A 15,631-nucleotide genomic window follows, 5' to 3' on the forward strand; every position below is an offset into this window, starting at 1 on the left:
ATTTAAAAGCTTAGGTATAAAATTGGTTTAAAGAATATATCTTCATTTTCAATTAAGTTTTTAAGATTTTCACTTTTGGTTAAAGATTTAAAAGAGAAAAAAGTTTGTATAGGAAATATTGTTGACTCAAACATAGTTTTTAAATCCTCTTCATAAGAAATTTCAGTAACAGAGTAATTGTCATTTATATTCAAGTCTGTAGCTAAAGTTTTTATAGTTGCATTTATTCCACCAATGGAATCAATAAGTCCAATTTTAATAGCTTCATCTCCTAACCAAACTTTTCCTTGAGCTATTTTTTCAACTTCTTCTAATGGTAAATTTCTTCCATAGGCAACTTTATTTAAAAACTCTTTATAAACCTTAAGATTAGAATTATATATTTTCTCTTGTCTTTCAGGAGTCATTGGAGCTGTTAAAGAGTACAAATCTGAATATTTACCATAAGATATATCATTCATATTGATACCAATTTTATTTGTAAGTTCTTTAACGTCGGGAATAAGACTAACAACTCCAATAGAACCAGTTATACTATTTTTATCAGCAAATATTTTTTTAGCAGCAGTTGAAATATAATAACCACCAGAAGCTGCTACATTTCCAATAGAAACATATATTGGCTTTTCAACATTTTTAATAGCATTACAAATAATATCTGATGCTAGAGCAGAACCACCAGGAGAATTAACTCTAATTACAATTCCTTTAACATTGTCGTCTTTTTCAGCTTTTTCCAAAGCAGAAATAAATTTATCAGGAGTTATAGTGCTAGCAGTAGGATTTTTAGAAGATGTATAATTAATTTCACCATCAGCATAAACTACTGCTATTTTATTATTAGATATTGTAGGTTTAAAAGATGGAATATACTCCTCTATATTAGTTATATTTTCAATATTTTTTTCTTTTTTGAAATTCTCCCAATAATTTAAAGTACTTATTAAATTATATTTTTTTAAAGATTCTGATGATTCTCCCATTAATTCACCTGAAAGAATTGTAGAATTTAAATTATTAATTTCAATTGAACGGTTTTTAGATAAATCTTCAAGAAAAAAAGAGTAACTTTTATCTAGGATTCTCTTTAAATCAGAACGATTTTCTTCAGACATTTCACTTCGAGTATAATTCTCACCATAAGTTTTAAAGTCTCCCACATGAATAACATTAACATCTATTCCCAATTTTTCAGTTAAACCTTTAAAGTACGGGATATCTTTATTATATCCAGTAATGTTTACAGCAGTGGATGCTGCGGGAGGCATAATAATTTCATTAGTATAACTACTTATTAATAAAGAGTTGTTATCTAACATAGCTCCATATGAATATATAGGTTTAGTTGAAGTTTTAAATTCATTCAAAACTTCTCCAAGTTCATCAATTTGGCTTCTGCTTAAAGAGTTATCATCTAAAAATAATATAATTCCTTGAACATTAGAATCTTCTTTAGCCATACTTATATTATTTAAAAGTTGATAAAAATTTATACTCTTAGAGTTAAAATTAAGAGGACTTTGAATTAAAGTCTCATTAAACTCTTTAGCCAAATCTATTTTTAAGTATGATTTTTTAGTAATAGGGCTTTTTTTAGTTTTAGTAAAATAATTAAAAGCTAAAATTATTAAAACTAAAAGGAATGCAAACTTTATTATCATTGAAGAGATTTCTCTAATGATAAATTTTAGAAAGTTAAAAATCCATCTAAGTAAAAGCATATTAGATATCTCCCTTCTCTTTTTTTAGTTCCTCTTCTAAAAGATCTAAAAGTCTATTAAATTCTGTAGCAACAGCATTAAAAGCATCTTTTTTACTTAAGTCAACACCAGCTTTTTTTAGCTGATTCATAGGATGATCATTTCCACCAGATTTTAGAAGAGTAAGATACTCATTTTTTGCTTTCTCTCTTTCTTGAGGAGTATATTTTGTATTCGTTATTCTGTCATATAAATTTGCTGATGAAGCAAAACTAGTTGCATATTGATATACATAATATGGAGAGTTATAAAAATGAGGGATTCTTGCCCAAATAATCTTTTGTAATTCATCCATAGTTAATTCAGTTCCAAAGTAATCTTTAAATAAGTTTTCCATAATATTATTTAAAACTTCAGGAGTTATAGCACCACCATTTTCTACAATTTGGTGTGCTTGATACTCATAATCAGCAAATAGAGATTGAATATAGTAAGTTCCAACAATTCCACCGATAGCTTGTTCAATAAGAGCTATTTTCTCTTTAGGATCAGTTGTATTTCTTAACATATTATCAAGTAGTAATCTTTCATTAAATGTTGATGCAACTTCAGCAACAAAGATAGTGTAGCTACTAATTGGATATGGTTGATTTTTAGTAGACAACATAGAGTGCATAGTATGTCCAAGTTCGTGTGCTAAAGTGAAGACAGCATCCATTGTTCCGTTATAGTTAAGTAACATGTATGGATGTACATCGTATATATTTAAAGAGTATGCTCCACTTCTTTTGTTAGGTGTTTCATATACATCTAACCACCCTTCACTTAGAGCTGTATTTAATCCATTATAATAATCTTCACCTAAAGGTTTAACAGATTCTAAAACTGTATTTTTAGCTTCCTCATATGTAAATTCTTTATTGTAATCTACAATATTTACAGAGTTATCATAATAGTGATAGTTAGATAAATTTAAAGCGTTCTTTCTTAAAGCTATATATCTTTTTAAAGGTGCCGTATTTTCTTTTGTAGATTCAATTAAAGATGTGTAAACATCTAAAGGAATATTTTTAGGATTTAAAGCTTTTTCTAAACTAGATTTATAATTTCTAGATTGAGCTGTGGCAAAATCTCTTTGTAAAATACTTTTATAAATTGAAGCATATGTATTTTTATTAATATTAAAAGAGTTATAAAGAGCTTCAAAAACTTTTTTTCTATCTTCTTGATTTCTATTAGTTGAAATTACTTTAGAATAAACTCCATTAGTAACAGTAGTTTTACTTCCATCAGATAATTCAACATCATTCCATTTAATATCTGAGGTAGATAATTCACTGTATATATCAGATGGAACACCTAAATATTGTCCAAAGTATGATAATAATTTTTCTTTATCTGCAGATAAAACATGTTCTTGAAGTCTATAAATTTCCATTAAAGGGAATCTATTAGGTTCAAGAGTAGGATTTTCATTAATCCACTTAACCATAGTTTCTTTAGGAATAGTTAATATTTCAGGTGTAATCCAAGATGAAGAGATAGAATAGTTAGCATATATGCTCTCAATTTCTTGAAGTTTAACAGAAGCAACTTCATTAGTTGAATCTAAGTCTCTTTGTAAGTATGGATATAGATAAATTTTGTCTAAAAGTCTTGATATTTTTTCTTCAAAATCTATAAATTCAACAAAAGTTTTTGGATTTTTAGAAATCTCTCCTTGATATTTAGGAATTTCTGCCATAAGTTCTTTAAGTTTTACTAAATCAGCTTCCCATTGATTCCAATTTGGATAGATATCATTTAAATCCCATTTATATTGTTGTGCAATTTCATCTCTATTTTTTAGCATAGAAAAATCCTCCTTTTTTATTTCAGGTAATGGTTTTATTAAAGTATTTTGAGACTGTGACGATTTTTTTTCATAAAAATATTTACCAGCAAAAGCTAGATTTGCCATAAGAATAAGAACTATAAATTTCTTCATCTAATCCCCCTATATTCCTTTATTATATTTTATATATTACAACAAAAAATAAAAAATAGGAAGAAAAGCTTCAAACTTCTTCCTATTTTAATAGATTTTTTTATTAACTATCTAGTTGATCTTTAGGTAATATTTTATTTAACAAAACTCCAATCAAAGCTGCAATAGCAAGACCAGATAAAGAAACTGTTTTCCAAATAATAATATTATCAATAGCAATTCCTAAAACAAATATAAGAGATGCAATTAAAAGGTTTCTAGAGTGAGAAAAGTCAATTTCAGCATCTATAACAGTTCTAACTCCAACAGAAGCAATCATACCGAATAGTATAATAGATATTCCACCCATAACTGGAGTTGGAATGGTTTGTAAAATAACTCCAAATTTTCCGATAAAGCTTAGAACAATTGCGTAGCAAGCTGCAATTCTTAAAATAGCAGGATCATAAACTTTAGTGACAGCAAGAACACCAGTATTTTCTCCATAAGTTGTATTTGCAGGTCCACCTAAGAATCCAGCAGCAACAGTAGCAACTCCATCTCCTAATAATGTTCTTGAAATACCTGGATTTTTAAAGAAATCTTTACCAACAACAGCTCCATTTGTTGTAATATCTCCAATGTGCTCGATAAAAACAACTAATGCAATAGGTGCAATTGCTAAAATAGCTGTTGCAGAAAATTTAGGTAAAGTTAGTAAATCTTTTAATGCATCACCAGAAAAACCAATCCAATTTGCAGCAGCGATAGGTGCAAAATCTACTAATCCTAAGAAAATAGAAACTATATATCCAAGAATAACAGATATTAAGATTGGAACTAATCTAAAAAATGACTTTTCTAAGATTGAAATAGTTATCATAGAAATTACAACTATAAGAGCAACAATAAGACTTTTTAAGTCAAAGTGTCCGTTTGAATATCCTGCCATAGAAAGAGCTACTGGACTTAATCTTAATCCAATAACCATTATAATAGGTCCAACAACAACAGGTGGAAAGAACGATTTAATTTTCTCAACACCAAAAACTTTAATCATCCAAGACATAAAAATATAAACGAAACCAGCAGAGATAACTCCACCTTTAATAGCAGCAATTCCCTCTTCTTTTAAAACAAGAGCTAAGGCTCCAATAAAAGCGAATGATGACCCTAAAAAAACAGGAACAATTCCTTTTGTACAAAGATGAAAAAGCAGTGTTCCTATACCTGCTGAAAGTAAAGCTACTGATGGATTTAAACCAGTTAGAAATGGAACTAGAACAGTAGCTCCAAACATAGCTAGTACGTGTTGAATTCCAAGTAAAAGTTTACTTTTTGTTGATAAATTAGTCATTATTAAAATCCTCCCTAAAATTTTATACTATCAAATAGCCTACATTATTTTAAGAGTATTGTCAATCTAAACTTAATGCACCAAGAAGTTTACCAGAACTAAAAGATATAAAAGCTTCTTCAGAAGTAATAATATTGCTTAAACAGGTAGAATCTCCTCTTTTTAAAGTATGATTTTTAAGAGGATAAAAAAAACCTTCTAAAGTAAGATTTTCAATAGTATCTGAAAAAGGAATAAAAGATATTCTTTTATTTAAATTATTTTTTAAAATGAAGTTAGATGTTACTAAAAAAAGCTTTTCGGATCTATCTATAAAGATAATATTTTTGTATTTAAAAATAAGGTTTATATTAGTTAGCATATGATCTATTCTACCACCTAATCCACCAATAATATAGATTTCATCATAATTTAAAGAGGTTACGTATGATATTAAAAGTTCACCATCTGTAAAATCTTTGTCCTTATTAAATTTTTTTATAGTAACATTATTAGATTTTAATAAATCTAGAGATATTTGGTCTAAAGAATCAAAATCTCCCCAGACTTCTTTAGGAATATAGTTTAATTCAAGTGCTTTTTTAGCACCACCATCAGCACAAAAAAGGTGCTCAGTATTAATATTTAGATTACTATAAAAATCTTTACAATCGGGAAAATCTCCATTTAAAAATATAAAAGCTTTAGTCATCATCAATTTCTGTATCTACAACAATAAAAATTGGTAGATGATCAGAAACCTCCTTTCTTGTTTTAATAAAATCTCCTCTAGTAATATCGAGTGCTCCACTTTGACCTTTAAATTCTTGAGTATATTTTTTTGAAATAAAAATATTATCGTAAGAGTTCGCAAACCCTTTAGTTCCAACAGTTGTTTTTATTGATGGATCTAAAGTGTAAATAATATCATCACTATGATTAAAAATATCCTCAAAAGCTGAATCATTAGCAGGCAAATTAAAGTCTCCTCCAATTAAAATATCATTTTCATTAGGATCTAAACTTTGAAAATAATTGTAAACATTAATGAGTTTTTTTGCTTCAAATTGTCTTTGAGATATTTTTTTTCCATATATAGAATGTATTAAAACATAGGTGAAGTCAAAATTATTAATTTTAAATGTGGCTCCATATGGTTCACGAATAAAATCATCATTCTCATCAAGATAAAAACCTTCGCTTTTAATAAAATTGACCTTATTTTTTTTATATAAAAAAGCATAATACTCTTTGTATTCATCAGTACCAACAGGGTAAGGAGAAATTTCATATCCCCATTTTGAATTACTTATTTTTTCAACTTCAGATAAAAGTTTAAAGAGTCCTTTTTTATTCATAACTTCTACCAAACCAACAATGTCAAAAGGTTCGATGGATTTTGCTAAATGTTCATAGTCTTTGGTTCCTTTTCCTAGTCTAAGAGTATTAAAACTGCCGATATAAGCTTTATTTTCAGGTTCTGTTGAAAAAGAAAAGGAAAAAATAGAGAGCAATAGAACAAGAATCAACTTAAAAAACATATAAATCACCTCAAAAAAAATACCCTAAAAAGGGTATTTTTAATAATTTTCAGGGAACATTATTTTTTCTACACCTTCAATGATAATATGTAGTATCATCATGTGTATCTCTTGAATTCTGTCAGAAGTATTTCCAGGGATGATAAATTCATAATCACACATTCCTTTAAGTTTTCCTCCATCTTTACCAAGAAGTACACAAGTTTTAAGTCCCATTTTTTTAGCTGTTTCAACAGCTTTTATAACATTTGCAGAGTTTCCACTTGTAGAGATACCGATAAACATATCGCCTTCTTTACCATAAGCTTCTACCCCTCTAGAAAAGATATAATCAAAGCCATAATCATTTCCAACACAAGTTATATGTGATGAATCAGATAAAGATATAGCAGGTAGAGCTCTTCTATCTTTTCTAAATCTTCCAGTAAATTCTTCTGCAAAATGAAGTGCATCACAGTTACTACCACCATTTCCGCAGATTAGAACTTTATTTCCCAATTGGAATATATTAGCTAAATCTTTTGCTACTTTTTCTGTTTCTTTTTTTTCTGCTTCTTCTTTTATAAAATTTTCTAAAAGAGAAGCTGTTATTTTATACGAATCTAATAAATTCATATTAGCCTCCTAAATTACAAAAATTAAAGTTTAAAATTTTTAACAAAATTAATAAATTTAATAATATGTGCAAGATTTTTCTTATCTTTAGTTATAACAATTTGATAAGAGTCTGTAACCTCATCAATAGTTCTAATAACTTTAAATTCATCACTTTGTATCTCTTTATATACAGCATAGTAAGGAAGGATAACGTTACCAATTCCCTCTTTAACCATTCCTTTAATAACACCTAAGTTACCAAGTACAGGTATTTTTGTATTGAAACAAATATGATTTTTATCTTCTAAATGACTGATAGCTTTATCATTATTGTAGATATTTTTTCTAGAGATTAATGGTTCTTTAGAAACAGTTTCTAATTTTTGTGTATTTTTTGTACCAACAAGAATATATGGAACAGAACCTACAGTAATAACTTCTAAGTTAGGATCAGTTATATGCTCTTCATCTATTAGAAGTATATCTAGTTCACCTTCTTTTAGCAGTTTTAAAAGCCAAGCTTTAGTAGAAATAGTAATATCATATTCAATTTCATCATGTAAAGAGATAAAATCTTTCATTAAAAGAGGAAGTAAAGGTTCACCAATAACAGATGTAGCTCCAATAGATATTTTAGCTTTATCTAAATTGATAATTCTTTCCATCTCTTTTTCAGCTCTTTTAACTTTTTCAAAAATTTCTTCTGCCATTTTAAAAAGAGCTTCCCCAGTGTAAGTTAATTTTATTTTCTTAGAGCTTCTATCAAAAAGTTTAGAATTTAAAATCTCCTCAAATTTTTTTACTTGTATCGAAACCGCCGATTGATTTATGTATAATTTATTAGCTGCTTTAGTAAAACTTTTTTCTTTAGCTACCTCATAAAATATTCTTAAATAATGTAAATCCAATTGTATCACTCCCAACTATTATTATTATGTATAGTTACCATTCTATTTTAGCATAATTTTAACATAATGAATACAATTTATTTAAAAAAAGTAGTAGGAAGTAAATTCCTACTACTTAAAAAGCTTTAAAGTGATACTATTATTGGAAATTTTTTAAGTTTTCCATTAGTTTATCATACTTATCTTGGAACTCTTCTTGGATTCTTTTTTCTCTATCTAAGATATGAGCTGGAGCTTTAGATGTAAATCTTTCATCAGAAAGTTTAGCATTAACTTTATCTAAATCTTTTTTAACTTTTTCAAGCTGCTCATTAATCTTTTTGATTTCTGTTTCAACATCTAGAAGACCAGTTAAAATCATGAATACTTCAGAATTTCCATTTACTCTGAATCCACTTTGTTCAGGAGTAGTAAGGTCAGTTCCTACAGTTAATTCTTCAATTTTAGCAAGTTTAGTTATAAATAACTCATTAGCTTTTAATGTTTCTAATTCTGTAGGATTAGAAGTTCTAATAACAACTTTTGCTTCTTTAGCTGGAGAGATTCCTCTTTCTGCTCTAATATTTCTTAATGATGAAATAAGACCTTGAATATATTCAAAAGCTTTTTCTTTATCATCGCTTACAAGAGAATCATTACAAACTGGATAATCAGCAAGCATGATAGTTTCTCCGTTTACTTTTATTTTTTGCCAAATCTCTTCAGTGATAAATGGCATAAATGGATGTAAAAGTTTTAATCCAGCTTCTAAAACTGTCCATAGAACATATTGAGCAGTTTGTCTAGATTTTACTCCTGATTCCTCTTTATTATATAATCTAACTTTAGCTAATTCAACATACCAGTCACAGAAGTCTCCTCTTAAGAACTCATAGATTGATTTAGCAGCTTCATCTAATTGGAATTTTTCTAATTTATCAGCAACATCTTTAGAAGTTTTATTTAATTTAGAGAAAATCCACTCATCAACTAATTCAAGTTGAACATTCGATTTATCAAATGTTTTTATATCGAAATCTTCAAGGTTCATAAGAACAAATCTTGAAACGTTCCAGATTTTATTAGCAAAGTTTCTACCCATCTCTATTAATTTTTCAGAGAAATGAACATCTTGACCTTGAGAAGTATTGTAAATCATTGTAAATCTAATAGCATCAGCACCGTATTCTCCAATTAAATTTAATGGATCTGGTGAGTTACCTAATGATTTAGACATTTTTCTACCAACTTCATCTCTAACTATTCCATGTAGGTAAACATTTTCAAATGGAATATCATCCATAGTATACATACCAAACATTACCATTCTAGCAACCCAGAAGAATAAAATATCGGCACCAGTTACTAGTGTAGAAGTAGGATAGAATTTTTCTAATTCAACTGTTTTTTCCGGCCAACCTAAAGTTGAGAATGGCCATAAAGCAGATGAGAACCATGTATCTAAAACATCTGTTTCTTGAGTTAATTCAACATCTTTACCATAGTGAGCTTTAGCTTGAGCAAATGCATCTTCTTCTGTTTTAGCAACAAAAATATGCATATCAGGTCCATACCAAGCAGGTATTCTATGTCCCCACCAGATTTGTCTAGAGATACACCAATCTCTGATATTCTCTAGCCAGTTATAGTAAACTTTTTCCCATCTTTTAGGCATAAGTTTAACTTTTCCATTTCTAACAACTTCTAAAGCTTTTTCTGCTAGAGGTTCCATTTTAACAAACCATTGTTTTGAAACTCTTGGTTCAACAACAGTATTACATCTATAGCATCCTCCAACATTGTGCGAATGAGCTTCGATTTTAACAAGTAATCCTTGCTCTTCTAAGTCCGAAACAATTTTCTTTCTAGCATCAAATCTATCCATTCCAGCATATGCAGGGTAGTCGTTAACAACTTTTCCATCAGGAGTCATCATATTAATAATAGGTAGATTGAATTTTTGTCCTAAAGCAAAGTCGTTAGGATCGTGAGCAGGAGTTATTTTAAGTGCTCCAGTTCCAAATTCCATATCAACATATTCGTCAGCGATAACAGGAATCTCTCTTCCAACAAGAGGTAAAACTACATTTTTACCAACAAGATGAGAATATCTTTCATCATTTGGATTAACTGCAATAGCTACGTCAGCAAGCATAGTTTCAGGTCTTGTAGTAGCTATAATTAAAAATTCATCAGAATCTTTAACAGGATATTTAATATTCCATAGTGAACCAGCCTTTTCCTCGTGATCAACTTCATCATCAGCTAGTGCAGTACCACATCTAGGACACCAGTTAACCATGTATTCACCTTGATATATTAATCCATCATTGAAAAGTTTAATAAAAATATCTTTAACAGATTCAGAAAGACCTTGATCCATTGTGAATCTTTCTCTTTTCCAATCTAAAGAAGCTCCTATTTTTCTAAGTTGAGTTGTAATAACACTACCATACTGCTCTTTCCATTCCCAAACTTGTTTAATAAACTCTTCTCTACCTAAGTCCTCTTTAGTTAAACCTTCGTCAGCTAATTTTCTTTCAACTTTATTTTGAGTTGCAATACCAGCATGGTCAGTTCCAGGCATCCAAAGAGTATTATATCCGCTCATTCTTTTATATCTAACAAGTACATCTTGAATACTGTTATTAAGAATATGTCCCATATGTAATATACCAGTTACATTTGGAGGTGGAATAACTATAGAGTAGTTTGGCTTACTATCATCTAAAGTTGCAGCAAAAAAATTTGATTCCTCCCAATATTTATACCATTTTCCCTCTATTTCATTAGGGGAATAAGTAGTTGCTAATTCGTTCATTTTAAATCCTCCTATTCAATTTCTCCCTCTAAACAACTTTCAATATAATTTAAAATTTGTTCTTTTCCGTTATTATTTAATGATGAGTGGAAGAAGACGTCATCATTATGGAAATCAATTTTTGTTCTAATATCTTTTAAAGCTTTAAATTTTTCATTATTAGAAACCTTATCCATTTTTGTAAAAATTATTTTAAATGGAGTTCCATAATGATCTAACCAATTAAGCATTTCAAGATCTTCACCACTAGGGATTCTTCTTATATCTAATAGAACAAAAACAAGTTTTTTTCTAGGACTAGCAAGGTATCTCTCCATAGTTAATCCCCATTCTTTTTTCATCTCTTTAGGAACCTTAGCAAAACCATATCCAGGCAAATCAACAAAGAAAAATTCTTTGTTGATTAGAAAATAGTTAATTAACTGAGTTCTTCCTGGAGTTTTACTAGTTTTAGCTAATTTATTTCTTCCTGTAATACTATTTATAAGAGATGATTTTCCAACATTAGATCTTCCAACAAAAGCAAATTCAATATGATTTAACTCTTCAGGATAATCTTTTTCAAATACAGCTGATTTAGTAAAATCTGCTTGTTTTATATTCATTGTGTTACCTCTTTTCATTATTTTTCAAGAGCAAGTTTTTCAACATCTTCATATGTTGAAGCAAAGTATATTTTTATATCCTTCATTACTTCTTCTGGAATCTCTTCAACATCAACTTTATTATCATCTGGTAAAATTATATTTTTAATTCCAGCTCTATGAGCTCCAATAACCTTTTCTTTAATTCCACCAACAGGTAAAACTTCACCAGTAATTGTAATTTCACCAGTCATAGCAAATGTTTGCTTAACTTTTCTTCCTGTTAAAACAGATAGAATAGTTGTAGTTATGGCAATACCAGCAGATGGACCATCTTTTGGTGTAGCTCCTTCTGGGAAATGAAGATGTATATCTTTTTTCTCTAAAACAGTTGAATCAATTTGGAATTTATCAAGATTAGCTTTTAGGTATGTAAATGCAACCATTGCAGACTCTTTCATAACATTTCCAAGAGTACCAGTTAGAGAAAGATTTCCTTTACCTGGAATTTGAACTCCTTGAACTTCTAGAGTCATTCCACCAACTGATGTCCATGCTAAACCATTAACTACTCCAACTTTTGAAACTGCTTTTTTCATTTTTTCAGGCCTAAATTTAGGATGACCTAAATAAGACTCAAGATTTTTTACATTTATGCTAACTGATTTAGCTTCTGTATCAATAACTTTTCTAGCTACTTTTCTAAATAAAGATGAAATCTCTCTTTTTAAATTTCTAACTCCAGCTTCTTTAGTATACTCATCAATTATTTTTAATACAGCTTTATCAGTTATACTGATTTTTATGCCATTTAGACCATTTTCATTTTGAGCTTGCTTAATTAGATAGTTATTAGCAATATGTAATTTTTCAAACTCTGTATATGAAGAAAGGTTGATAATTTCCATTCTATCTCTTAAAGGTCCAGGGATACTTCTTAGATCATTAGCAGTAGCAATAAAGAAAACTTTAGATAAATCAAAAGGCATATCTAAATAGTGATCTTCAAAGTGCTTGTTTTGCTCAGGATCTAGAACCTCTAACATAGCTGAAGCAGGATCTCCTTTAAAATCACTAGACATTTTATCAATCTCGTCAAGTAAGATAACAGGATTAACACTACCAGCATTTTTAATAGCTTTAATAATTCTTCCTGGCATAGATCCAATATATGTTCTTCTATGACCTCTTATTTCAGCTTCATCTCTAACTCCACCAAGAGAAACTCTAACAAAATTTCTACCAAGAGAATCAGCGACAGACTTAGCTAAAGATGTTTTACCAACTCCTGGAGGTCCAGCTAAACAAAGGATAGTTCCTTTCATGTTTGGATTTAATTTTTTAACAGCTAAATAATCTAATATTCTATCTTTAACATCTTTTAATCCATAATGATCTTTTTCTAAAACATCATGAGCAATTTTTAAATCTAAAGTTTCTGGAGTAATTACTCCCCAAGGAAGCTCTAAAACTGACTCAATATATGCTCTAGAAACTGTAGCTTCAGCAGAGTATGGGGCCATTTTTCCAAGTTTTTTTAACTCAGCCTCAAGTTTTTGCTTTGCATCTTCAGGTAATGGAGAATTTTTAACTTTATCATAAAGCTCATCAGTTTCTTCATCTCCACCAGTTTTTCCAAGCTCTTCTCTAAGAGTATTAATTTTTTCTCTTATGAAGTAACTTTTTTGACTTTCGTTAATTTTTTCTTTAACTTTTTGGTCTACTTTTTGTTCAATAGAAGCAATTTCGATTTCATCATTTAAAATTTCTAGTAATCTGTATCCTCTTATATTAACATCTAAAATTTCTAAAAGTTCTACTTTTAAATTCTCTTCAATTTCTAAATTAAAGGCAATTGAATCGAAAATTTTTCCAGCCTTTCTAAGACCTTTTAATTGAACCATTAATTCAGCACTAACTTGATTAGTTAATGTAGAATATTCTTCAAATAAAGTGATAACCTTTCTCTTTAAAGCTGTTAGTTCAGGTGATGATTCTTCAGTTGCAGATATAACGCTATATTCAGCAAATAAAATACCATCTTCTTCAATAACGTCTTCAATAAGAACTCTTTTATCAACTTCAATAAGAACTTTTATACTTTTATTAGGTAAAGGAATAGATTGCACAATATTTGCTAGAACTCCAATCTTGTGAACTCCTTCAGGTAGAACAGGGTTTTCTTCTAAAGAATTTTTTTGTAGACTAAGAACTAATTTATTTTTTGTTTTCATTGCAAAATTCATCGTTAATAAGCTTCTTTCTCTTCCAACATAAAGAGGAGATGCTGTTCCTGGGAAAAGTACCATTTCCCTAGTAGGTAAAAAAGGTAATCTACTCATTAGTAATCACTCCTTAGTGTTCAATTTTAACTTTTGTTGAATCTTGAATTGAATCAGCATTAATTGTAACCTTTTTTATAGTTTTATCTGAAGGAATCTCAAACATTAAATCTGTCATAATATTTTCAATAATAGATCTAAGACCCCTTGCACCGATTTTTCTATCTAAAGCTAAAGCGGCAATTTTTTTAAGAGCTTCATCTTCAAATTCAAGGCTAACATTTTCCATTTCAAAGAATTTTTGATATTGTTTTACAATTGAGTTTTTAGGTTCAGATAAAATCTTTATAAGTGCAGTTTCATCTAAAGGAGATAGTGTTGTAATAACAGGAAGTCTTCCAACTAACTCTGGAATTATTCCCTGCTTAACTAAATCTTCAGGAAGAACTTTACCTAAAAGCTCTATTTCTTTTTCAGCTTCAATAGTATCTTGAGAAGCTCCAAAACCAAGAACTTTTTTATTAGTTCTAGATTTAATAATTTTTTCCATTCCCTCAAATGCCCCACCAACTATAAATAAAATGTTAGTAGTATCAATTTCTATAAGTTCTTGATTAGGATGTTTTCTTCCACCCTGTGGTGGAACTTGAGATTTTGTACCCTCAATAATTTTTAAAAGAGCTTGCTGAACTCCTTCTCCTGAAACATCTCTTGTAATAGAAACATTTTCAGATTTTCTTGCAATTTTATCTATTTCATCTATATAGATAATTCCTCTTTCAGCAGCTTCTACATTATAATCAGCAGCTTGTAATAATCTAACTAAAACATTTTCAACATCGTCTCCGACATATCCAGCTTCAGTAAGTGTTGTAGCATCAGCAATTGCAAAAGGAACATGAAGTGTTCTTGCAAGAGTTTGTGCTAAAAGAGTTTTACCTGAACCAGTAGGCCCAATAAGAAGTACATTTGATTTTTGTAATTCAACATCTTTACTTCCTTGATCTTTATGCATTATTCTCTTATAGTGATTGTAAACAGATACAGCTAAAACTTTCTTACTTTCATCTTGACCAATAACATATTCATCAAGTTTTTCTTTAATTTCTTTTGGTGTAGGTAGCTTTATTCCTGTTAAAGAATGATTTGAAGAGTTTTCAGAATGCTTTTCACCATAGTAAATATCATTTTCGTAACCAAGCATATCAAAACATGTTTCAATACACTCGTCACATATAAATGATCCATCAATACCAGAGAAAAGTTTTGAAACTTCATCTTGTCCTCTTCCACAGAACGAGCAATGTTCTTTTTTGTTCATCTCTTCCCTCCTTATCTAACGAAAACATGATCTATTAGACCAAATTCTTTAGCTTCTTCAGCGCTCATAAAATTATCTCTTTCAGTTGCAGATATTATTTCATCAACTGATTTATTTGTATTTTTACTTAAAATTTTAGAAGTTAAATCCTTCATTCTTAAAATCTCTTTAGCTTGAATTTCAATATCTGTAGCTTGTCCTTTAGCTCCACCAAGTGGTTGGTGAATCATAATTCTAGAGTTTTCAAGTGAATATCTTTTTCCTTTAGCCCCAGCAGAAAGTAATAGAGCACCCATACTTGCAGCTTGTCCAATACAAACTGTTTGTACATCAGGTTTAATGTAATTCATAGTGTCATAGATTGCCATACCAGAAGTGATAACACCTCCAGGACTATTTATATACATAATTATATCTTTATTGGGATCTTCAGCTTCTAAAAATAGGAGTTGAGCAACAATTGCATTAGCTATTTGATCATCAATCTCACTACCTAAGAATATGATTCTATCCTTAAGAAGTCTTGAGTAGATGTCATAGGCTCTTTCACCTTTTCCTGTGTTTTCAATAACTGTTGGACTGTACATTTTTTTCCC

12 protein-coding genes are annotated in these 15,631 nt (G+C 29.2%); all 12 read right to left on the bottom strand.

Going from position 1 to position 15,631, the window contains the following annotated elements; genetic code table 11:
• Nucleotides 1-2: 2 nt before the first annotated feature.
• The gene (gene sppA / locus H5J23_RS04955; RefSeq protein WP_185891162.1) at nt 3-1,721 is read right to left on the bottom strand and encodes a signal peptide peptidase SppA; all 1,719 of its coding nucleotides are present in this window, start codon (nt 1,719-1,721) and stop codon (nt 3-5) included.
• A 1-nt stretch (nt 1,722) separates the two neighbouring features.
• Nucleotides 1,723-3,552, bottom strand: a complete 1,830-nt coding sequence (gene pepF / locus H5J23_RS04960; protein WP_255494390.1) for an oligoendopeptidase F — start codon at nt 3,550-3,552, stop codon at nt 1,723-1,725.
• Between the two features lie 238 nt (nt 3,553-3,790).
• Entirely contained in the window at nt 3,791-5,023 is a 1,233-nt protein-coding gene (locus tag H5J23_RS04965; RefSeq protein ID WP_023050137.1) for a uracil-xanthine permease family protein, read from the bottom strand.
• A 61-nt stretch (nt 5,024-5,084) separates the two neighbouring features.
• Nucleotides 5,085-5,717 carry a thiamine diphosphokinase gene (locus H5J23_RS04970; RefSeq protein WP_023050136.1) on the bottom strand — a complete coding sequence of 211 codons (633 nt, stop codon included), beginning with the start codon at nt 5,715-5,717 and terminating at the stop codon, nt 5,085-5,087.
• Nucleotides 5,707-6,543: an endonuclease/exonuclease/phosphatase family protein gene (locus H5J23_RS04975; protein ID WP_221892787.1), complete on the bottom strand. Its 837-nt coding sequence runs from the start codon at nt 6,541-6,543 to the stop codon at nt 5,707-5,709. Before H5J23_RS04975 ends, H5J23_RS04970 begins: the two co-directional genes overlap by 11 nt.
• Nucleotides 6,544-6,582: 39 nt before the next feature.
• Nucleotides 6,583-7,158 carry a D-sedoheptulose 7-phosphate isomerase gene (gene gmhA, locus H5J23_RS04980; RefSeq protein ID WP_023050134.1) on the bottom strand — a complete coding sequence of 192 codons (576 nt, stop codon included), beginning with the start codon at nt 7,156-7,158 and terminating at the stop codon, nt 6,583-6,585.
• 23 nt (nt 7,159-7,181) lie between these two features.
• Nucleotides 7,182-8,048 (bottom strand): LysR family transcriptional regulator, encoded by an 867-nt coding sequence (locus H5J23_RS04985; RefSeq protein WP_040406562.1) that lies wholly within the window; start codon nt 8,046-8,048, stop codon nt 7,182-7,184.
• Nucleotides 8,049-8,187: 139 nt separating this feature from the next.
• Nucleotides 8,188-10,848: a valine--tRNA ligase gene (locus H5J23_RS04990; RefSeq protein WP_023050132.1), complete on the bottom strand. Its 2,661-nt coding sequence runs from the start codon at nt 10,846-10,848 to the stop codon at nt 8,188-8,190.
• Nucleotides 10,849-10,859: 11 nt separating this feature from the next.
• Nucleotides 10,860-11,453: a ribosome biogenesis GTP-binding protein YihA/YsxC gene (gene yihA, locus H5J23_RS04995; protein ID WP_040406560.1), complete on the bottom strand. Its 594-nt coding sequence runs from the start codon at nt 11,451-11,453 to the stop codon at nt 10,860-10,862.
• A 17-nt stretch (nt 11,454-11,470) separates the two neighbouring features.
• On the bottom strand, nt 11,471-13,774 hold the full coding sequence (gene lon / locus H5J23_RS05000; RefSeq protein ID WP_023050130.1) for an endopeptidase La: 2,304 nt from the start codon (nt 13,772-13,774) through the stop codon (nt 11,471-11,473).
• A gap of 13 nt (nt 13,775-13,787) precedes the next feature.
• Nucleotides 13,788-15,035, bottom strand: a complete 1,248-nt coding sequence (gene clpX, locus H5J23_RS05005; protein WP_023050129.1) for an ATP-dependent Clp protease ATP-binding subunit ClpX — start codon at nt 15,033-15,035, stop codon at nt 13,788-13,790.
• 11 nt (nt 15,036-15,046) lie between these two features.
• Nucleotides 15,047-15,622, bottom strand: coding sequence for an ATP-dependent Clp endopeptidase proteolytic subunit ClpP (clpP, locus tag H5J23_RS05010; protein WP_023050128.1), 576 nt, complete (start codon nt 15,620-15,622; stop codon nt 15,047-15,049).
• Nucleotides 15,623-15,631: the final 9 nt, after the last annotated feature.

Source organism: Cetobacterium sp. 2G large, assembly GCF_014250655.1.
GTDB classification, from domain to species: Bacteria; Fusobacteriota; Fusobacteriia; order Fusobacteriales; family Fusobacteriaceae; genus Cetobacterium_A; species Cetobacterium_A somerae.